At 71.5% G+C, this 18,797-nt stretch carries 20 protein-coding genes; 9 read left to right on the top strand and 11 right to left on the bottom strand.

Annotated features, from left to right (window positions below):
• The first annotated feature begins 96 nt into the window (after window positions 1-96).
• From dctP to ACLBXP_RS22730, 3 genes are read left to right on the top strand one after another with little or no spacing between them, the layout of a single operon-like run.
• Window positions 97-1,119, top strand: coding sequence for a TRAP transporter substrate-binding protein DctP (gene dctP, locus ACLBXP_RS22740; protein ID WP_447670106.1), 1,023 nt, complete (start codon window positions 97-99; stop codon window positions 1,117-1,119).
• Complete coding sequence (locus ACLBXP_RS22735; RefSeq protein ID WP_447670105.1) at window positions 1,116-1,805, top strand: TRAP transporter small permease; 690 nt, start codon at window positions 1,116-1,118, stop codon at window positions 1,803-1,805. Before dctP ends, ACLBXP_RS22735 begins: the two co-directional genes overlap by 4 nt.
• Window positions 1,802-3,154: a TRAP transporter large permease gene (locus ACLBXP_RS22730; protein ID WP_447670104.1), complete on the top strand. Its 1,353-nt coding sequence runs from the start codon at window positions 1,802-1,804 to the stop codon at window positions 3,152-3,154. Before ACLBXP_RS22735 ends, ACLBXP_RS22730 begins: the two co-directional genes overlap by 4 nt.
• Window positions 3,155-3,211: 57 nt before the next feature.
• On the opposite strand, the gene ACLBXP_RS22725 is transcribed toward ACLBXP_RS22730, so the two are convergent.
• The 5 genes from ACLBXP_RS22725 to ACLBXP_RS22705 form a co-directional block, all read right to left on the bottom strand.
• The gene (locus ACLBXP_RS22725) at window positions 3,212-4,006 is read right to left on the bottom strand and encodes an enoyl-CoA hydratase/isomerase family protein (RefSeq protein ID WP_447670103.1); all 795 of its coding nucleotides are present in this window, start codon (window positions 4,004-4,006) and stop codon (window positions 3,212-3,214) included.
• A gap of 23 nt (window positions 4,007-4,029) precedes the next feature.
• On the bottom strand, window positions 4,030-5,250 hold the full coding sequence (locus ACLBXP_RS22720) for a CaiB/BaiF CoA transferase family protein (protein ID WP_447670102.1): 1,221 nt from the start codon (window positions 5,248-5,250) through the stop codon (window positions 4,030-4,032).
• 7 nt (window positions 5,251-5,257) lie between these two features.
• Window positions 5,258-6,565, bottom strand: coding sequence for an MFS transporter (locus ACLBXP_RS22715; RefSeq protein WP_447670101.1), 1,308 nt, complete (start codon window positions 6,563-6,565; stop codon window positions 5,258-5,260).
• 504 nt (window positions 6,566-7,069) lie between these two features.
• Window positions 7,070-8,323: an MFS transporter gene (locus ACLBXP_RS22710; RefSeq protein ID WP_447670100.1), complete on the bottom strand. Its 1,254-nt coding sequence runs from the start codon at window positions 8,321-8,323 to the stop codon at window positions 7,070-7,072.
• A 262-nt stretch (window positions 8,324-8,585) separates the two neighbouring features.
• Window positions 8,586-8,957, bottom strand: coding sequence for a hypothetical protein (locus tag ACLBXP_RS22705; protein WP_447670099.1), 372 nt, complete (start codon window positions 8,955-8,957; stop codon window positions 8,586-8,588).
• Between the two features lie 311 nt (window positions 8,958-9,268).
• Here ACLBXP_RS22705 and ACLBXP_RS22700 point away from each other — a divergent pair, with 311 nt between their 5' ends.
• A complete protein-coding gene (locus tag ACLBXP_RS22700; RefSeq protein WP_447670098.1) occupies window positions 9,269-10,183 on the top strand; it encodes a L,D-transpeptidase in 915 nt (304 codons plus the stop codon).
• A gap of 10 nt (window positions 10,184-10,193) precedes the next feature.
• Here ACLBXP_RS22700 and ACLBXP_RS22695 read toward each other — a convergent pair whose 3' ends face one another.
• The 3 genes from ACLBXP_RS22695 to ACLBXP_RS22685 all read right to left on the bottom strand — a co-directional run bounded on the left by ACLBXP_RS22695 (window position 10,194) and on the right by ACLBXP_RS22685 (window position 11,647).
• Window positions 10,194-10,367: a hypothetical protein gene (locus tag ACLBXP_RS22695; RefSeq protein ID WP_447670097.1), complete on the bottom strand. Its 174-nt coding sequence runs from the start codon at window positions 10,365-10,367 to the stop codon at window positions 10,194-10,196.
• Window positions 10,368-10,549: 182 nt separating this feature from the next.
• The gene (locus ACLBXP_RS22690) at window positions 10,550-10,816 is read right to left on the bottom strand and encodes a hypothetical protein (RefSeq protein ID WP_447670096.1); all 267 of its coding nucleotides are present in this window, start codon (window positions 10,814-10,816) and stop codon (window positions 10,550-10,552) included.
• 336 nt (window positions 10,817-11,152) lie between these two features.
• Window positions 11,153-11,647, bottom strand: a complete 495-nt coding sequence (locus ACLBXP_RS22685; RefSeq protein ID WP_447670095.1) for an HD domain-containing protein — start codon at window positions 11,645-11,647, stop codon at window positions 11,153-11,155.
• Between the two features lie 156 nt (window positions 11,648-11,803).
• Here ACLBXP_RS22685 and ACLBXP_RS22680 point away from each other — a divergent pair, with 156 nt between their 5' ends.
• The 3 genes from ACLBXP_RS22680 to ACLBXP_RS22670 all read left to right on the top strand — a co-directional run bounded on the left by ACLBXP_RS22680 (window position 11,804) and on the right by ACLBXP_RS22670 (window position 13,203).
• Window positions 11,804-12,403: a PAS domain-containing protein gene (locus ACLBXP_RS22680; RefSeq protein WP_447670094.1), complete on the top strand. Its 600-nt coding sequence runs from the start codon at window positions 11,804-11,806 to the stop codon at window positions 12,401-12,403.
• A gap of 123 nt (window positions 12,404-12,526) precedes the next feature.
• The gene (locus tag ACLBXP_RS22675) at window positions 12,527-12,727 is read left to right on the top strand and encodes a hypothetical protein (RefSeq protein WP_447670093.1); all 201 of its coding nucleotides are present in this window, start codon (window positions 12,527-12,529) and stop codon (window positions 12,725-12,727) included.
• Between the two features lie 215 nt (window positions 12,728-12,942).
• A complete protein-coding gene (locus ACLBXP_RS22670) occupies window positions 12,943-13,203 on the top strand; it encodes a hypothetical protein (RefSeq protein WP_447670092.1) in 261 nt (86 codons plus the stop codon).
• A gap of 257 nt (window positions 13,204-13,460) precedes the next feature.
• On the opposite strand, the gene ACLBXP_RS22665 is transcribed toward ACLBXP_RS22670, so the two are convergent.
• On the bottom strand, window positions 13,461-13,862 hold the full coding sequence (locus ACLBXP_RS22665; RefSeq protein ID WP_447670091.1) for a hypothetical protein: 402 nt from the start codon (window positions 13,860-13,862) through the stop codon (window positions 13,461-13,463).
• Window positions 13,863-14,194: 332 nt separating this feature from the next.
• Between ACLBXP_RS22665 and ACLBXP_RS22660 the strand changes: the two genes are divergently transcribed.
• Window positions 14,195-15,289, top strand: coding sequence for an NAD(P)/FAD-dependent oxidoreductase (locus ACLBXP_RS22660; protein ID WP_447670090.1), 1,095 nt, complete (start codon window positions 14,195-14,197; stop codon window positions 15,287-15,289).
• A gap of 30 nt (window positions 15,290-15,319) precedes the next feature.
• Here ACLBXP_RS22660 and ACLBXP_RS22655 read toward each other — a convergent pair whose 3' ends face one another.
• Complete coding sequence (locus ACLBXP_RS22655) at window positions 15,320-15,643, bottom strand: hypothetical protein (RefSeq protein ID WP_447670089.1); 324 nt, start codon at window positions 15,641-15,643, stop codon at window positions 15,320-15,322.
• A gap of 62 nt (window positions 15,644-15,705) precedes the next feature.
• Window positions 15,706-17,781 (bottom strand): NAD(+) synthase, encoded by a 2,076-nt coding sequence (locus tag ACLBXP_RS22650; protein WP_447670088.1) that lies wholly within the window; start codon window positions 17,779-17,781, stop codon window positions 15,706-15,708.
• A gap of 283 nt (window positions 17,782-18,064) precedes the next feature.
• Between ACLBXP_RS22650 and ACLBXP_RS22645 the strand changes: the two genes are divergently transcribed.
• On the top strand, window positions 18,065-18,797 hold a 733-nt coding region (locus tag ACLBXP_RS22645; protein ID WP_447670087.1), incomplete at its 3' end, for a hypothetical protein.

The following is an 18,797-nucleotide window of genomic DNA, read 5'->3' as shown; positions in this document are numbered from 1 at the left end:
CAAGAGCGCGGTTTCTATATACCGGACGACGCATACAATATAATTTTTGCGCTGCACAATGCCGGCGCCATCATGCTGCGCCGCGGGAGAAACGCCATGCCGCTGACACGACGCTCGATCCTCGCCTCGGGCCTCGCCGCCCCCGCCCTGCTGCGCTTCGGCCTCAACGCCGCGCAGGCCGCGACGACCCTGAAGCTCTCCCACCAGTTCCCCGGGGGCACGATCGACGAGGGCGATTTCCGCGACCGGATGTGCCGGAAGTTCGGCGCGGTGCTCGCCGAGCGCTCGAAGGGTGCGCTTGAGGTGCAGGTCTACCCCGGCTCCTCGCTCATGAAGACGAACGCCCAGTTCGGCGCCATGCGCAAGGGCGCCCTCGACATGTCGCTCTATCCCTCGCCCTACGCCGGCGGCGAGGTGCCCGAGATGAACATCGGCCTGATGCCGGCCCTCGTGACCTCCTACGCGCAGGGCGTGGCCTGGAAGACGGCGCCGGTCGGCCGCAAGCTCACCGAGATCCTCGATTCCAAGGGCATCATCCTGGTCTCCTGGGTCTGGCAGGCGGGCGGCGTCGCGAGCCGCGAGCGGCCGCTCTACGCGCCGGCCGACGCGAAGGGGCTCAAGGTCCGCGGCGGCTCCCGCGAGATGGACCTGATGATGAAGCAGGCGGGCGCCGCCACCCTCTCGATCCCGTCGAACGAATCCTACGCCGCCATGCAGACCGGGGCGTGCGACGCGGTGATCACCTCCTCCACGAGCCTGATCTCGTTCCGGCTCGAAGAGCTGTCGAAGTCCCTCACCTCCGGCCGCGAGCGCTCCTACTGGTTCATGCTGGAGCCGATCATGATGTCGAAGATCGTGTTCTCGGGGCTTCCGAAGGACCAGCAGGACCTGATCATGGCGGTCGGCGCCGAGCTCGAGAGCTTCGGGCAGGCGGGCGCGAAGGCCGACGACACCCGGGTCGAGGAGGTGTTCGGCAAGGCGGGCGCCAAGGTCCAGAACCTCGACGAGGCGACCATGGGCAAGTGGCGCGAGATCGCCCGCGAGACCGCCTGGAAGGACTACGCGGGCAAGAACGCCGCCTGCGCGGAACTCCTCAAGCTCGCGGAGCAGGTCGCATGAGCCACGCCTTCGACGCCGCCTCGGCCGCGGCCGAGACCCACGCCCCCGAGGAGGTCCGGATCCCGGGCCCCCTCGGGGTGCTCGACCGGGCCATGAAGGGGCTCAACCGGGTGATCCTAATGCTGGGCGGCCTCGCCCTCATCGGGGCCTGCCTGGTGCTGAGCTACAGCGTGGTGATCCGCTACGTCCTGCACGAGCCCACCGAGTGGCAGGACGAGATGGCGGTGTTCCTGATCGTGGGCGCCACCTTCTTCTCGGCCGCCGCCGTGCAGGCGAAGCGCGGGCACGTGGCCATCGAGGCGCTCACCGGCCTGCTCTCGCCCGCCGTGAACCGGGTGCGGCTGATCCTCGCCGACCTGATCAGCCTCTGCTTCGTGGCGTTCTTCGCCTGGAAGAGCTGGACCCTCGACCACGAGGCCTGGGTCGACGGGCAGGTCTCGCAGTCGACCTGGGGGCCGCCCCTCTGGATCCCCTACACGCTGATGGCGCTCGGCATGAGCCTGCTGACGCTGCAGTTCATCCTGCAGATCGCCGAGGCGCTGCTGTACGGCCCCCGCACGGCGGGCTTCGCCGCGCCGAAGGTCGGCGTCGGCGCCGACATCAACCGGGACATGAACCACCGACCCGACCTGACCCCGAGCGGCCCCGACGTGATGGCCGGCTCGACCGGAGGACAGAAGCAATGAGCGTCGCGGCTATCGGCTTCCTCTACGCGGGGGCCACCCTGACGGCGATGTTGTCGGGCATCCCCATCGCCTTCGCGCTCGGCTTCGTGGCGCTGGCCTTCATGTACGCGTTCATGCCCGCGGCCTCCCTCGATACGGTGGCCCAGAACGTCTACGAGGAGATGGCCTCGATCACCCTGCTGTCGATCCCGCTGTTCATCCTGAAGGGCGCGGCGATCGGGCGCTCGCGGGCCGGCCAGGACCTCTACTCGGCCATGCACGCCTGGATGCACCGCATCCCCGGCGGCCTCGGCATCGCCAACGTCTTCGCCTGCGCGCTGTTCGCCGCCATGGCGGGGTCCTCGCCCGCCACCTGCTCGGCCATCGGCTCGGCCGGCATCCCGGAGATGCGCAAGCGCGGCTACTCGCCGGGCTTCGCGGCCGGCATCATCGCGGCGGGCGGCACCCTCGGCATCCTGCTGCCGCCCTCCATCACCATGATCCTCTACGCGGTGGCGGCCGAGCAGTCCCTCGGGCGGCTGTTCCTCGCCGGGATCGGGCCGGGCCTGCTGCTCGTCGGCCTGTTCGCCCTCTGGGCGATGTACCGGTTCCGCTCCGAGTACGCGGCCGCCAAGGCGGCCTACGCGGGCGGCGGCACCAAGTCGGCGATCCTCACCGAGGAGGCCTACAGCATGCGGGAGCGCTTCTCGACGCTGCCGCGGGTGCTGCCCTTCGTGGTGCTGCTGACCGGCGTGATGGTCGCGCTCTACGGCGGCTACGCCACGCCCTCCGAGACCGCGGGCCTCGGCGGCCTCCTGGCCCTCGGTCTGATCGCCGTGATCTACGGCGTCTGGCGGCCCAAGGACGTGAACCCGATCCTCGCGGCGACGCTGCGCGAATCGACCATGCTGATGCTGATCATCGGCATGTCGCTCCTCTACGCCTACGTGATGAGCTACCTGCACATCAGCCAGGCGGCCGCGCAGGCGATCGTGGCGATGCAGCTCTCCCCCTGGGTGCTGCTCGTGACGATCCTGGCGCTCGTCATCGCCCTCGGCTTCTTCCTGCCGCCGGTCTCGATCATCCTGATGACGGCGCCGATCATCCTGCCGCCCCTCAAGGCGGCCGGCTTCGACCTCGTCTGGTTCGGCGTGGTGATGACGATCACCATGGAGATGGGCCTGATCCACCCGCCGGTGGGCCTCAACATCTTCGTCATCAAGAACATCGCCCCCGACATCCCGCTCTCGGACATCATCTGGGGCACGCTGCCCTTCGTGATCCTGATGGCGGTGGCGATCCTGGTGCTGTGCCTCGTCCCCGGCATCGCCCTGTGGCTGCCGGACCTGCTGCTGCCCTCGACGCGCTGAAGCACGACGGCCCCCGAATCCGCCGATCCGGGGGCCGTTCCGTGTCGACTGTCCTCCTCAGCGGCCCTGCCAGTTCGGCGGGCGCTTGCCGAGGAAAGCCTCCATCCCCTCGCGGAAATCGGCGCTCATGTAGCACTGGAGGATCAGGTCGTCGCCCTCGGGCAGGCCCGCCTCGTGGAGGCGCCGCAGGCCCTCCTTGGTGGCCTGCAAGGTCAGCGGCGCGTGGCCGGCCAGCAGGGTCGCCAGCTCGTTCGCGCGCTGCTCCAGGGCGGCCGCATCCTCCACCACCTCGCCGACGAAGCCCGCGGACAGCGCCTCCTCGGCGCCGAGGAGGCGGGCGGTGAAGATCATGTCCTTCACGCGCGCCGGCCCGATCAGCGCCGAGAGGCGCTTCAGGTTGCCGATCGACAGGCAGTTGCCGAGCGTCCGGGCGATCGGGAAGCCGAAGCGCGCGTCCCGGGTGGCGATACGCAGGTCGCAGGCCGCGGCGATGGCCGCGCCGCCCCCCGTGCAGGCTCCCGCGATCGCCGCGACGGTCGGCACCCGCAGGCGCTCAAGGGTGCCGAGCACCCGGTCCATGAAGCGCTCGTAGCCGAGCGCATCCTCCGGTGTCTTGAACTCGCGGAACTGCGCGATGTCGGTGCCGGCCGCGAAGGCCTTGCCGCCCGCGCCCGTTATCACCAGCACCTTCACGGCGGGGTCCGCGCCGATCCGCTCGCACAGGGTCACGAGGCCCTCGTACATCGCGAAGGTCAGCGCGTTGCGGGCCTGGGGCCGGTTCAGGACGATGCGGGCGATGCCGGCCGCGTCCGTCGTGAACAGGAGCTCGTCGGTGGGGGAGGGGGCGGTCATCGGCGTCTCCTGGTGGGGTCGGGTCAGGCCGTGGTCTCGCGCACCACGCCCCGGGCGATCAAGTCGTCGATCGCCTCCGGCGCGTAGCCCGCCTCCGCCAGGACCGTGCGGCTGTGCTCGCCGTGCAGCGGGGCCGGGCCGTGGACCCGCCCCGGCGTCGCCGAGAACTTCACGGGCAGGCCGAGGGTCTTCATCGGGCCGACGCGGGTGTGGTCGACCTCCACCACCATCTCGCGGGCGAGCGCCTGCGGGTCCCGGTGCATGGCGGCGACGTCGAGGACGGGGCCCGCCGGCACGCCGCCGGCCTCGAGACGGGCGAGCCACTCGGCCGAGGGGGCGGTGCGGAAGTGGGGCGCCAGCGCCGCGGCGAGCGCTTCGCGGTCGGCCATGCGGCCGCGGTTCTGCGCGAAGCGCGGGTCCTCGGCGAGGTCCGTCGCCCCGAGGACGTCGAGGAGGCGCAGCCAGTTCGTCTGGTTGGCGGCCCCGATGGTGATCCAGCCGTCGGCGGTCTCGAACGCCTCGTAGGGCGCGTTGAGGGGGTGGGCCGAGCCCATCGGGCCGGGCGCGACGCCGGTCGCCAGCGCGATCGCGGACTGCCAGTAGGTCAGGGTGATGCCCGCCTCGAACAGCGAGGTGTCGACGACCTGCCCCTCGCCGGTGCGCAGCCGGTGGGTGTAGGCCGCGAGCACGCCCATGGCGGCCAGGATGCCGGCGGTGATGTCGGTGACCGGCGGCCCGCACTTCATCGGCGGGCGCCCCGGCCCCTCGCCGGTGATGCTCATCAGCCCGCTCATGCCCTGGGCCACGAGGTCGAAGCCCGCCCGCTCCGCGTAGGGGCCGGTGCGGCCGAAGCCCGAGAGCGAGCAGTAGATCAGCCCCGGATGCTCCGCCCGCAGGGCCTCGTAGCCGAGGCCGAGGCGCTCCATGGTGCCGGCCCGGTAGTTCTCGATGAGGATGTCGGCCCCCGCGAGCAGCCGCTGCAGCACGGCCTTGCCGTCCGGGCTCTTGAGGTCGAGGGCGATGCCGCGCTTGCCGCGGTTCATCATCATGTAGGCGGCGCTCTCGCCCTCGATGGCCGGCGGCACGGAGCGGCGGGTGTCGTCCCCGCCGTCGATCTTCTCGACCTTGATGACCTCGGCGCCCATGTCGGCGAGCATCAGCCCGCAGACCGGGCCGGCCATGATGTGGGCGAGTTCGACGACCCGCACGCCCGCGAGGGGCCCCGTCCGCTCCGTCTCCGTCATGGCGGGCCTACCGGGTCGCCGCCGTGGCCGGAACGGCCGGCGGGGGCACCTCGTCCGCCTCCTCCTCGAAGCGGCGCTCGGGATGCATCGTGAAGGCCAGCACCGCGCCGAGCAGGCACAGGCCGATGGAGCCCGCGAAGGGCAGCACCCAGTCCCCGGTCTTGTCGACCACGAAGCCGAACACGATCGGCGAGACGATGGCGGCCACCGCCGAGCCGGTGTTCATCAGGCCGCTCGCGGTGCCGGCGTATTTCGGCGCGATGTCCATGGGCACCGACCAGATCGGGCCGATCACCAGCTCCGCGAAGAAGAAGCCCGAGGACAGGAGCAGCGCCACGGTGGTCAGGTCGCGGGTGAAGAACACGCCCGTCAGGCTCGCGGCCGCCCCCAGGAAGCCGATCACGATGATCGACAGCCGGGCGAGCTTGAGGTTGCCGGTGCGCTTCAGGATGCCGTCGCTGAGGACGCCGCCGAGCGTATCGCCGACGACGCCCGCAAAGAACACGCCCGAGGCGAACAGCGCGGAGTTCTTCAGGTCGAGCCCGTAGCTCTGCTTGAAGAAGGTCGGCAGCCAGCCGAGGAACAGCCACAGGGTCCAGCCGTAGCAGAAGTAGGTCAGCGTCACCGGCAGGATGCGCTTGGTCAGCCGCCCCCACGGCACCGACTGCTTCGCGCCCACCTTGCGGGGCGGCGGCAGCACCGCGATCTCCTCGGGCGTGATCGACGGGTGGTCGGCCGGATCGTCCCGGAAGTAGAGGAACCAGATCACGACCCAGGAGAAGCTCGCGAGGCCGAGGATCACGAAGCTGTAGCGCCAGCCGACATGGTAGATCAGGAAGGCCACGATCGGCGGGGCCACCGCGTTGCCGAGGCGCGCGAAGGCGTGGGTGATGCCCTGCGCGAAGCCGCGCTTGCCCGGCTCCGTCCAGTTCTGCATGGCCCGCGTCGCGGTCGGGAAGGTCGCGCCCTCGCCGAAGCCGAGGAGCACGCGGGCGAGGAACAGGCTGAGGAGGCCGCCGACGAGGCCGGTCAGCACCGTCGCGAGGGCCCAGATGATGCCGCAGACCAGCAGGGTGACGCGGGCACCGAAGCGGTCGCCGATCGAGCCGCCGATCACCTGGAAGATCGCGTACGGGTAGGCGAAGGCGGAGAGGATCAGGCCGAACTGCGTGTTCGTGAGGCCGAGGTCCTGGCTGATGTGGCCACCGGCCGTGGCGATGTTCACCCGGTCCAGGTAGGTGATGAAGTACATCAGGCAGAGCAGGAACAGCACGCTGTTCGTGGCGCTCAGGGCCTTGCGCGGGGATTTGCTCATCGCGCGGTTCCTCCGGTTGTGATCGCGGGCCCCGTCTCGGCAGGGTCCCGGCATGGCGTGATGGCCGGTTCGGCGACGGCACCGCGGCCGCCGGTCGCCGTGGCGTCCGGTTCGTGTTCGTATTCAGAATGCATTATTGCGGCCCGGCGCCGGAACGCAAGCCGTTCCGTGAAGAGCCACGGCGGCGGGCCCCGCGCAATCCTTCGGCGGGCGGATTTTTTGGGGGTTGGCTCGGGTCGGCTCGCGAGGAGGCCGGCGCGCCCTCGGGGCGGGGTGGGCCTCCGCCGGCGCGGGTCGGCCGATCGACCGCCCGCCTCACGGCCTGCTCGATCGGGATTTCCGACCCGCAGCCTTATTCCGGGTGGGCCCGCCGGGGGGGCCTCGGAGGGCGCCGCGCTCGCGGGAGCTCTGTTTCGAGGGCAGCAGCGCGGCCGCCCCGGGATCAGCTCGCGCGGGGGATCCGTGGACCGGCGGGACCTCCCGCCGGTCCGCGGCCCGCCCGTATCAGATGTGGGCCGGCTCCATCCGTCCGGCCGGGGCGGCGTGCGCGCCGGGCTGCAGGACCTTGCCGCGCGGGCCGACCCAAGCGCCGACCCACTTGCGCTGCCACAGGTAGAGGCAGCCGAGCACCACCACGGCGAAGGCCGCGTAGGCCACGAAGCCCGTGGCGAAGGAGCCGGTGTACTGCTTGGAGAAGCCCATGACGTTCGGCAGGATGGCGCCGCCGAGAGCCCCGACCTCGCCGATCATCGAGCCCGCCACCGCCGTGTTGGTGGGCCAGCGGAGCGGAACGAGCTGGAACAGCGCGCCGTTGCCGGCGCCCAGCGCCGCGAAGCAGAGCATGAACAGGATCGTGGTGGCCATGAGCGAGGGCGCCGCGGTGAGCGCCAGGAACGAGCCGATCGCCGCCATCAGCACCACCGACAGCACCAGGATGCCGCCGATGCGGTCGGCGAAGTAGCCGCCGGCGATGCGGATGCCCGAGCCCATCAGGGCGGCGAGCATCGTCAGGCGCCCGGCCTCGACCTTGGTCACCGCGAACTGCTCGTAGAAGAAGGTCGGCAGGAAGTTCGACAGGCCGATGAAGCCCCCGAAGGTGATGATGTAGATGAGCGAGAACGCCCAGCCGTCCTTGGTGAACAGGCAGGAGACGTGCTCCTTGAAGGACTGGTGCTCGAGGTCCGGCGGCTCCTTGGCCAGCGCGATCATCACGATCAGCGGCACGATCATCACGATGCCCGCGAAGCCGTAGACGGTCTGCCAGCCGTAGGCCTGGGCGAGCGGCGGCGCGAACAGCACGGCGAGCACGGTGCCGGAGTTGCCGGCGCCCGCGATGCCCATCGCGAGGCCCTTGTGCTCCGGCGGGAACCAGCCCGAGCCGAGGGAGAGGGCGACGCCGAAGGAGGCGCCCGCGATGCCGAGCAGCACGCCCATGGCGAGCACCTCGTCGTAGGTGTTCACCAGGAAGAAGCCGAAGGCCATCGCCAGGATGATGACGCCCATCTCGGTGATCGCGGCGTTCTTGCGCCCGATGTACTGGGCGAGCACGCCGAGCGGGAAGCGCATGATGGCGCCGGCCATGATCGGCAGCGAGATCATGAACCCCGTCTGGGCGGGCGAGAGCTTGTAGGTCTCGGTGATGAACGGGCCCATCGCGCCGTTCAGGACCCAGATCGCGAAGCAGAAATCGAAGTACAGGAACGCGGCGAACAGCGTCGGGGGGTGCCCCGACTTCATCACGGTCTTGAAGCTGGCCATCGGGTGCTCGTCTGCGTAGGGGCGGCACGCCGAAGGCGCGCCCGCTCATGCCGGGGAAGGATCCGGACAGACACCGTCCGCTCGCGGAGCGCCGTTGCCCCACTCGCCGCGCGACGCGGCGCCCGACCCGATGCACCGCGCGTGCCAGCCGCGGGTCCGCCCGTCGTTGCCGTCCGCCCGCGCGGACGCTGCCGCCCGGCGCGGCAAACCTGCCGCGTGCAGTGCGGCAATGCTCAAGAATCGGGCGGGCCCGACCGTCCCGTCAGCGGCAGGTCGTGATGGTGCGGACGACCCAGCCCTCGCCGGCCTGCCAGAACTTGCGCCGCCCCCGGCTGCAGGTCGCCGCGTCTCCCGAGGACCAGGCAACCTCGGGATCCGCGGGCAGGGCGCCGGTCGTGGAATCCGGCTCGGGCTGGGAGCCGGACCTGGCGTCGGGCGTCCGGTCAGCCTTGGCGTGCGCTCCGGCCTGCGGCCTCGTCCGCGCCTTCGCCGGCCCGGCCGCGGCCCCGTACGCTCCCGGCGCCACCTTGGTCGCGGGCGTGCGCTCGCGGGCCTGGAGAGGCGGGGCGCCGAGGCAGAGGATGGCGAGCCCGAGGAGCGCGGCGCGCGGACGGGCGGAGGGCAGGAGCGGCACGGGGCACCGGAGGCGAGGACGGCGGGGGAGCGGGGCGGCGGCCCTTCAATGGCCATGCGGCGGACGGCACCGCAACCGCAGGGCGAAAAGTTGTCCCCGGTCTTCCGGAACGTGGTGAAGAGGCGGACAACCGTGGCCCGCATACACCATCCCGCAATCCTGCGATCCAGGGATACGCTTATCGGCGTGACGCGGCCGCGCAATCTTTGCTAGGAGGGCCTGAAGCGAGCTTGGCCGCAGACCGGCCCCGCTCCGGAACGGCCGTCGCGCCCCTCGCGGCCGCGCGCCGGCACAGGGACGTCTCGAAACCCATGTCTCACACCATCCTGACGCGGCGCACGCTGCTCACCGGCTCGCTGACGAGCCTCCTCCTTGCCGGAAGCGGGCTCGGCGCCCTCGCGCAGCAGGGCGGCCCCCTGGCGGACGATGCCATCGACGGGTTCGGCGGCTTCGACGACGACCGCCTCTACCAGGACCAGAACGGGGCGCTCTACCGCCGCCGCGGCGGCCGGTACGAGCCCTATTCGGGCAGCGTCCAGAACGGCCGGCCGGTCGGGCCGCAGCAGCCGCGCAGCCGCGCGGTCGAGGACGTGCAGGACGTCCCCACCAAGCCCGGGCAGACCGTGGCGCGCAAGGGCGAGAACCGGCCCGTCGACGACGGCCCGATCGACTACGCCCGGGCCTACGCGGCGATCGCCGACGACGCCTTCCCGATCCAGGCCTTCAACTGGAAGCGGGCCAACCCCGCCTTCCTGCGCCAGGACGTCGCCTTCAACGGCCGCTACGAGCCCGGCACCATCGTGATCGATCCGCGGGCCCACCACCTCTTCCTGGTCCAGGCGAACGGGCGGGCCCGGCGCTACGGCGTCGGCGTCGGCAAGCAGGGCTTCGCCTGGTCGGGCGCCTCGACGGTGAACTCCAAGCAGGCCTGGCCGGACTGGTACCCGCCCAAGGAGATGATCGCCCGGCGGCCGGACCTGCGCGGGCACGTCTCGCAGCTCCAGAGCGGCCTCGGCGTCGCCGGGGGGCCGGGCAACCCCCTGGGCGCCCGCGCCATGTACCTCTGGCAGGACAACAAGGACACGCTCTACCGCATCCACGGCACCACGGAGCCGGAATCGATCGGCCGCAGCGTCTCCTCGGGCTGCATCCGCATGATCAACCAGGACGCGATCGACCTCTACGGCCGCGTCCCGGTGGGGGCGAAGGTCGTCGTCCTGAACTGATCCGGGCCCCTCAGGCGGCCCTCGGGACCTCGGCCTGCGCGGCCGGGCTCCCCAGCGGGCCTGCATGCAGCCGGGCGATGAGCTCGGCGAACCCCTCGGGGAAGGCCGACGCATCCTCGGTCGCGAAGGCGCGCTCCAGGGCGGGCGCGAGGCTGCGCCGGAACGCGGCGCCGCCCGGATCCACGCCGCGGCGGGGCGGCGCACGCTCGGGCTAAGCGCAGGCGAGCAGGGCTTCGGCGAACGGGGCTTCGGCAAGCATGGGCGTGGCGGATCCGGCTGGTGCCCCCGGCGGACCGGCCGGTCGCTGGAGGCCGGCCAAGCTGGGCCGTGGCGCTTGAACCGGAGCTGAAGCGGGCGCCCCCTTCCTCAGGGCACCCGCGCCTCCGCCTCGAAGAAGGGGCGGAAGTTCTCGAGCCAGTCGCGCAGCCACAGCTCGCAGTGCCGCTTCGCCCCCTCGGCGTCGGGCGCATGGCCCCAGACGTCCTCGGCGAGCGGGCTCCACCAGGTCCACAACCGGTTCGAGCCGTCATACTCGCAGATCGCGACATCCACCGCGCCGACGCGCCCGACGAAGCGCTGCAGCGGCACCTCGGCGACGCGGCCCTGGGTCCAGGTGACGGAGCTGGCTGCCATGCTCACAGAACGGCCGGGGCGCCGAAGCGTTCAGGCCCCTGCGCGCCGGGTCGCCGCCATGCAGCCCACTGCCCACCGGCCTCAGGCCGAAAGCAGCCCGTAGCCCGCCACCAGGCAATCGATCACGATCACCGCGAGGACGAAGGCCACGGCCTTCGTGTCACCGCTCGTCTTGAGGGAAGAAGCAAGAACCGACATCGCCCGCCTCCGGCATGGTCCGAGCCGCATCAGATCAGCTTTCGGGGGGCATGGGAACGCTGCGAATGCAATCGTAGAGAAATTTTTTACCACTTTTGGTGGAGGGGAGGCCCGGTCCGCCCCGCGGTCGCCGGCTGCCTAGCGGCCGGTGTAGCCGAGCTCCGCCGCGGCGGCTCGCAGGCGCGCGAAGGCGGTCGCGTAGCGCTCGGACAGGTATCGGACATCCGGCAGGACACGTGCCGGACACAGGTTGTCCTCGTTGTCGGACATCTTGATCAGGATCGCCCCGAGGTCGCCGCTGGCGATGAGCGCCGTGATGCGCTCCGAATAGGCCGTGCGGCGGGCGGGCTTGGTGAGCAGGACCACCGTGGCGACCACCGCCTCGGGGAAGCCCGCGGCCCGCAGGTCCGCCGCCGTTTTCGCTGTATCCTCAAGCACATCGTGCAGCAGCGCGGCTTGGCTCACCACCGCCGGATCGAGGGCGAGCCCGTCGATCTGCCGGGCATGGCCGGCTCGCGCCTGCGCCAGGTTCGCGACCCGCTCCAGGTGCCGGATGTAGGGCTGGCCGCCCTTGTCGATCTGCCCCGCATGCGCCGCGAGCGCGAACCCGTGCGCATCGAGAATCGTCGTCACCACCGCACCTGTTGCATTGCAGCAAAAGCCCGTCGATTTCGTGCCAATGGCGCCCGCGGCAGTTCGCTCAGTGGTTGTCTATGCAATATGACATACCTTGTGATTGCGAATTGTGTCGTTGTAGAAACGTGGATCTCCCGGGCGAGGGATCAGGGTGTGGGCAAACTGAAGAACGGCATCGATCGGGCGTCGCAGGTCACTTTGCAAGCAGCGCTCGACTCGGGCGACGTCGCCGGCAACTGGGAGTGGGATATCCGGAGTGACCGTGTCAACGCGGACGCGCTCGTGGCGCTCCTGTTCAACGTCGACCCGGAGCACGCCGAGGCTGGCGCGCCGCGAGCGGCGTTCACGGCGGGCATCCACCCCCACGACCGGCAGCGGGTTTCCGACCTGATCGGCGCCTGCGCCCGCGAAGGCAGCGTCTACGTCACGCAGTATCGCGTCTGCTCGGCGGACGGCGTAGACCGCTGGCTCCTGTCGCGCGGCCGCTTCCTTCGCGACGCCGAAGGCTTGCCGGTGCGCGGCCGCGGCATCGTCGTCGACATCACCGAGAGCCGCACGGGTGAGGACGCGTCGGGTGCTGAGGAAGCCGCCACCCCCCTGGAGCACGTCGCAGACCGGGCGATCGCGGCGCACAAGGCGATCACGGTCCTCAACGACCCGCAGCTCCAACTCCTCTCGGACGCGCTCCTTCTGGAGGTCGGGCGCCAACTCGCCCGGCGCGAGGCCAGCGAACGCCGGCGCCGCATGAACTGACCGACGACCGTCCAGAGAAGACCCAAGCGTGCCCCGGCTCGCGTTAACCTTTGCTTTACGGACGGCGAGCATCGTCGGGGGCGGCCAGCCGATTCGGCGGTTTGCGTAGGCGAGGAGATGCCCGTGTTCTTCCTGGCTGCGACGGCGATCGGTGGCGGCGCCGCGACATCCGTGATGTTCGCATCCTTCGGTCCCCTCGTGGCGATCCTGTGCGCCCCGCTCGGGGGAAGCCTCGGCGCCCTCGCAGGTGCGGTCTACCTCGCGCATCGTCGTGGTGGCATTCGCCGGAGCGGCACCTCGTCGACGGCCGCTGCCCGGGTGTGAAGCCGAGAGCGGGTGACAAATCTCGGAAGACCGGCGCGTTACGCGCTCGCCGAGGCCGCTGCAGAATGCGCTTGGTGAGACCTGCACCGAAGGCAGGGTAGGGCAGTCAAGCCCCGCCTGCGGGATCTCCTGACAAATTCTACTGGAGGTAGTGGATTTCCGGGCGATCCTTGTCCATAAATTGATTCGTGCTCTCGCGCGGCGAGGTTCCGCCCATGACGAAGCCGGATCGACCGACCTGCGCTCATCTGCGCGAGCTGTCCGCCCTTCTGAGCCGTGACCTTCCGCGCCAGGAGCGTGACGGAGCGGAGCGCCTGTACCTGGCGCTCGTCCTCCTCGAGATGCGTGCCGAGACCTGCGGTGCGCCCGAATCGAGCATACAGGCCATCGCGACAGCCCGGCGGACGCTCGGTTCCGTGGGCGTATGCGGAGCTCGTCCGTCACACGCGATCAAGCAGATTTCCCGCGCGGCCTGAGCAGTCTACACGCACAGCAGTCTGTTCATATCTGCGCCGCGGTCCGCTCCGCTGATGGATCCCGACCGAACCTCCGCCTAAACTCATCAGGAAGTCTCGTACGGGCCTGCGGCCGGAGCATCCTGTGGAAGAGGATTATTCCGGACCTCGCGAGCGATCGGTGGCTTACCTGGCAGTCGTCACGATCCTGGTCGGTCTGGTGATCGTTCTCTACGCGGCTTTCCTGTTGCAGTACGATTGAATGGCCCGGTCCTGCTTCAGACCGGACCGCAGACGCCGTAGCTGACGGATACTTCGCCCTCATCCTCGGGGTTCAGCTGTGCCTTGAGGAAGGTCCATCGGCTGAGGTCGAGCGTGACGAAGTGCGTCCCGTTCTGGCATTTGAGGGTGCTCCCCTGCCGCCGGCCCTCGGCGCGCGCCGTGACGCGCTGGCACTCGAAGTAGTCGGTTCGCCCCGCGGTGATCAGGCTGAGAAGCTCGCGGTTCAGGACAAGGGAGAAGCTGCCCTTGGGCACCGGCGCGAGCCGGAAGGCCTCCGGTGGTTCGCCGGGCTTCAAGCCGGCCGCCGCCTGCTCGCGGCACAACAGGACGCGTCGCGCCTGCGCCATGGCCGGGGCAACGCTCAAGGCGGCGAACCCGAGGCCGATCAGCAATGTCATGGTGCTTCTCAGCGGCGCCCGCACGATGATCTCCGCTTCACAAGCCGCAAGCGCGGCCACGCATTCCGCAAGGGTGACGCCGGCAGCCGAGGCCTGGAAGCTGCGCGGCCTCTCTCCGCAGTGGATGCGGATGGTTTACAGCCCACTGGTTCATCCGGGCCACAGGATGATGGCGATCGTCGCGAGCCCGAGCATTGCGCCCGCAAGTCCTACGATCGGCGAGTGCCCTCCGACAACCGCACGAGGCCGCGCTTGTTTGCACGCGCGATGCGATGAGGCAGACAGGGAGCCCGCCCCGCAGGTTGCGGAGGGGGCGGGCACGGAGGACGTCCATGGAGGTGCTGGTCGTCGGGGCCGGGGTCGTCGGGCTCGCGGCGGCGCGCGCGCTGGCGATGCGCGGGCACGCGGTGATCGTCGCGGAGGCCGCCGACGCGATCGGGACCGGGATCTCCTCCCGCAACTCCGAGGTGATCCACGGGGGGATGTACTATCCTGAGGGATCGGTGCGGGCCCGCCACTGCGTCGAGGGCCGCGCCCGGCTCTACGAATTCTGCGCGAGCCACGGGGTGCCGCACGCCCGTTGCGGCAAGCTGATCGTCGCGACGAGCGAGGCCGAGACGGACGCGATCGCGCGCCTGCACCGCCGGGGGTCGGCGAACGGGGTCGAGGGCCTGGAATGGCTCGACGCCGCCGCCGCGCGGGCACTCGAGCCGAACCTCGCCTGCACGGCGGCGCTGCATTCCCCGGAGACCGGCATCGTCGACAGCCACGCCCTGATGCTGGCGCTGCGGGGCGACCTCGAGGACCATGGCGGTGCGGTGGCGCTCGGCACGCCGGTGGACGGCCTCGAGCGCGCCGAGGGCCGCTGGCAGGTCCGCTACGGCGGTGCGGAGCCCGGCACGATGGCGTGCGATGCCGTCGTCAACGCCGCGAGCTTCGGCGCGCAGGCCCTCGCGCGGGCGACGGACGGGTACCCGGCGGAGCGGGTTCCGCCCCTGGTCCTCGCCAAGGGCAGCTACTTCGGCTGCTCCGGCAAGCCGGCCTTCCGCCGCCTGATCTACCCCGCCCCCGTCGAGGGTGGGCTCGGGATCCACCTGACCCTCGACCTGGCCGGGCGCATGCGCTTCGGGCCCGACGTGGAGTGGATCGAGCGCCTCGACTACACCCTCGATCCGGCGCGGGCCGAACTGTTCTACGCGGCCATCCGACGCTACTGGCCGGGCCTGCCGGACGGGGCGCTGACGCCCGATTACACGGGGATCCGCCCGAAGCTGTCGGGGCCCGGAGAGCCGGCCGCCGACTTCGTGATCGACGGGCCCGGCGAGCACGGCCTGTCCGGGCTTGTCCAGCTGTTCGGGATCGAGAGTCCGGGGCTCACGTCCAGCTTGTCCATCGCGGTGTCCATAGCGGACGCGATCGAGGGTTGATGGCTGGAGTCTAAACGACCTGAGGTTGTATCACTGCGGCGGCGCGGCGCTCGGATCCTGCGCGGCGCCGTAATCCTGCAGCGCCCGGGTCAGCATGTCGGCGGAGGGGTTCGCGTCCTCCAGCGGCGGGCCGCTCACGATCGGCCGCGGCGGCGCGCCCGGGAGGGTGATCGGCTCGGCGGCGACCGAGCCGAGCGAGAGTGCCGAGGGGCAGAGCCGCGTGCAGACCGGCGCCATGTCGACCGGGCTCGAGCAGACGGCGCGCATCTCGCCCTCGACGCAGGTGCAGGCGCAGCCCGCGTAGGAGGCGGTGGGCAGGAGCGCGAGGAGCGCTGCCAGCAGGAGGGGACGCATCGCGAGGGAACTCCGGTTCGGCGGCCCGCACCTTACCCCAGGCGGCGGGCGGCGGCGAGCCTTCAGGCCTCGGGCACGCTCCGCTCCAGCTCGGCGAGCCAGATCCGCGCGCTGGCATCCGAGGGCGCGCGCCAGTCGCCCCGCGGCGACAGCGCGCCGCCCGCGGAGACCTTGGGCCCGTTCGGCAGGGCCGAGCGCTTGAACTGGCTGAAGCCGAAGAACCGCGCGAGGAATATGCCGAGCCAGTGCCGGATCTCCGGCAGCTCGTAGGCGATCCGCTTCGCCGTGGGGAAATCCGGCGGCCAGGTGCCCGCCGCGGCATCGCCCCAGGCGTGCAGCGCCAGGAAGGCGATCTTCGAGGGCCGGAACCCGTGCCGCAGCGTGTAGAACAGGTTGAAGTCCTGCAGGGCGTAGGGGCCGATCTTGGCCTCGGTGCTCTGGGGCGCGGCGCCGGGGTCGCTCGGCACCAGCTCCGGCGAGATCTCGGTGTCGAGGATGCGCTGCAGGGTCGCGCCGACCTCCTCCGGAAACTGCCCGGTGCCGATCACCCAGCGGATCAGGTGCTGGATCAGGGTCTTCGGCACGCCGGTGTTGACGGCGTAGTGGCTCATCTGGTCGCCGACCCCGTAGGTGCACCAGCCGAGCGCCAGCTCGGAGAGGTCCCCGGTGCCGATCACGATGCCGTCCTGCTGGTTGGCGAGGCGGAACAGGTAGTCGGTGCGCAGGCCGGCCTGCACGTTCTCGAAGGTGACGTCGTAGACGGCCTCGCCCCGCCCGAACGGGTGGCCCATGTCGGCGAGCATCTGCCGGGCGGCCGGGCGGATGTCGATCTCCTCGGCGGTGGTGCCGAGCGCCCGCATCAGCGCGTGGGCGTTGGCCTTGGTGGCATCCGAGGTGGCGAAGCCCGGCAGCGTGTAGGCGCGGATGCCGGCGCGCGGGAGACCCAGCCGGTCGAAGGCCTTGGCGGCGACGATGAGCGCGTGCGTCGAATCGAGGCCGCCCGAGACCCCGATCACCACGCTGCGCAGGCCCGTCGCCTCCAGGCGCTTGGCGAGGCCGGCGACCTGGATGTTGTAGGCCTCGTAGCAATCCTGTGCGAGGCGCGCCGGATCGGCCGGCACGAACGGAAAGCGCTCGACCCGCCGCATGAGGCCGAGATCCGCCTCCGGCGGCGCGAGGCGGAAGCCGATGCGCCGGAAGGCCGGATGTCCCGAGGGGGCCGAGACCCCGGCCCGGGCATTGTCGTCGAAGCTGCCGGCCTGCAGGCGCTCCTGGCGCAGGCGGTCGAGGTCGATGTCGGCAAGCGTCATCACCGGGTCGCTGGAGAAGCGCTCGCCCTCCGCCAGCCGCTCGCCGAGCTCGTCGATGCTGGTCTGGCCATCCCAGGACAGGTCGGTGGTGGATTCCCCGGTGCCCGCCGCGGCGTAGACGTAGGCGCACAGGCCCCGCATGGAGGCGGCGCGGGTGAGGAGCGCCCGCGAATCCGCGCGCCCGACCGTGATCGGGCTGCCCGAGAGGTTCGCGAGGACGCTGGCGCCGGCGAGCGCCGCCTTCATGCCGGGGGGCTCGGGCACCCACAGGTCCTCGCAGACCTCGATGCCGACGGTGAGGCCGGCGAGATCCTCCGCCTCGAACAGCAGGTCCGTCCCGAACGGCACCGCGTGGCCGCCGACCCGGATGGTCTCGCCCGCGAGGCCCGCGCCGGAGGCGAAGTGCCGCTTCTCGTAGAACTCGCGGTAGTTCGGCAGGTAGCTCTTCGGCACCACGCCGAGGAGGCGCCCGCCCTGGATCGCCAGGGCGCAGTTGTAGACCCGGTTGCGCCAGCGCAGGGGAGCGCCGACGAGAAGCAGCGGCCGCAGGTCCGCGGAGGCCGCCGCGAGGTCGCCGGCCGCGGCCTCGACCGCGTCGAGGAGCGTATCCTGCAGGAACAGGTCCTCGAGGGCGTAGGCGGAGAGAGAGAGTTCCGGGAACACCGCCACCACCGCGCCGGCCGCATCGCACCGGCGCGCGAGGTCGAGGATCGCGTCGCGGTTCGCCGCCGGCTCGCCGGGGTGGCTGCGCCCCGTGCAGGCCGCGACGCGGGCGAAGCCGTGCCGGTAGAGCGAACGGAAGTGCTGGCGCGTGTCTGTCTCTGCCACCGATTCTGCCACCGATCGGGTCGCCCGCCGCCTCCGTGCCGTAACGCGGGGGCGGCCGGCAAGGTTCTGCCTCCCCTCATGCCGCAACCGGCCGCCCGACGCCATCGCCGGCGCGCCGCCGGCCACGAGCAACCAGCGCGGGTGCCAGGGCCACAGGTGCCGGACTTCCGCCGGACTCCCGGCCGCGCGACCACGGAAACGGTTAATACACCCTTCGGGCGTCTTAACCTTCGCCCCGGATCGGACCAATCTGCGCCCGTTGCATCCCCCGAGGGTATGGCGCGTGGTCGAAATCTATCTCCGGCGAGCCCCGCTCGGCATCCTGGCGGCGGGCGCGATCCTCCTCGGCAGCCCGTTCCTCCTCGCGCGCCCGGCCGCCGCCGAGATCCGGATCCTCGCCGCGAAGATCACCGCGGGGGAGCTCTGGGTGCTCGGGACGGTGGACGCGCCGGACGGCGAGATCACCCTCGACGGCGGCTTCCCGACCCGGGTCGACGGCGGCGGCAACTTCGAGTTCCGCGTGGTGTACCACCCCGCGACCTGCATCATCACCCTGCGCGCCAAGGGCCAGGAGCGCACCGCCGTGGTCGGAGAGTGCGGCCAGCAGGGTCCGCCCGGCCCCGCGGGCGCGGCCGTGACCGCGGGCGCCGCCGCGGCGGGGCCTCCCGGGCCCCCGGGCCCTCCCGGCCCACGCGGCGAGGCGGGACCCGCCGGACCGGCAGGTCCCCGGGGCGAGACCGGTCCCGCCGGCCCTGCGGGCGCGGCGAGCGAGCGCGGAGCGCCGGGCCCGGCAGGTCCGCCCGGCCAGGACGGGGCCCCCGGGCCCCAGGGCAGCGCGGGTCCCCAGGGGATCGCGGGACCGCCCGGTCCTCCGGGCGAGCCGGGGCGCGAGGGGCCGGCCGGCCCCGCGGGACCTCCGGGCGAGGCCGGTCCCCCCGGCACGCCCGGGCTGCCCGGCGCCCCCGGCAAGGTGGGTCCGCGCGGCCCCGCCGGTCCCCCGGGCCCGCCCGGGCCCC

The organism is Methylobacterium sp. A54F (assembly GCF_053346035.1).
Note: the sequence above shows the minus strand (reverse complement) of the source record. Positions and strands in the feature narration are given on the sequence as shown.

Coding starts and splice junctions, on each gene's coding strand:
- dctP (WP_447670106.1), top strand. CDS start 97: ATGCCGCTGACACGACGCTCGATCCTCGCCTCGGGCCTCGCCGCCCCC.
- ACLBXP_RS22735 (WP_447670105.1), top strand. CDS start 1,116: ATGAGCCACGCCTTCGACGCCGCCTCGGCCGCGGCCGAGACCCACGCC.
- ACLBXP_RS22730 (WP_447670104.1), top strand. CDS start 1,802: ATGAGCGTCGCGGCTATCGGCTTCCTCTACGCGGGGGCCACCCTGACG.
- ACLBXP_RS22725 (WP_447670103.1), bottom strand. CDS start 4,006: ATGACCGCCCCCTCCCCCACCGACGAGCTCCTGTTCACGACGGACGCG.
- ACLBXP_RS22720 (WP_447670102.1), bottom strand. CDS start 5,250: ATGACGGAGACGGAGCGGACGGGGCCCCTCGCGGGCGTGCGGGTCGTC.
- ACLBXP_RS22715 (WP_447670101.1), bottom strand. CDS start 6,565: ATGAGCAAATCCCCGCGCAAGGCCCTGAGCGCCACGAACAGCGTGCTG.
- ACLBXP_RS22710 (WP_447670100.1), bottom strand. CDS start 8,323: ATGGCCAGCTTCAAGACCGTGATGAAGTCGGGGCACCCCCCGACGCTG.
- ACLBXP_RS22700 (WP_447670098.1), top strand. CDS start 9,269: ATGTCTCACACCATCCTGACGCGGCGCACGCTGCTCACCGGCTCGCTG.
- ACLBXP_RS22690 (WP_447670096.1), bottom strand. CDS start 10,816: ATGGCAGCCAGCTCCGTCACCTGGACCCAGGGCCGCGTCGCCGAGGTG.
- ACLBXP_RS22670 (WP_447670092.1), top strand. CDS start 12,943: ATGACGAAGCCGGATCGACCGACCTGCGCTCATCTGCGCGAGCTGTCC.
- ACLBXP_RS22665 (WP_447670091.1), bottom strand. CDS start 13,862: ATGACATTGCTGATCGGCCTCGGGTTCGCCGCCTTGAGCGTTGCCCCG.
- ACLBXP_RS22660 (WP_447670090.1), top strand. CDS start 14,195: ATGGAGGTGCTGGTCGTCGGGGCCGGGGTCGTCGGGCTCGCGGCGGCG.
- ACLBXP_RS22655 (WP_447670089.1), bottom strand. CDS start 15,643: ATGCGTCCCCTCCTGCTGGCAGCGCTCCTCGCGCTCCTGCCCACCGCC.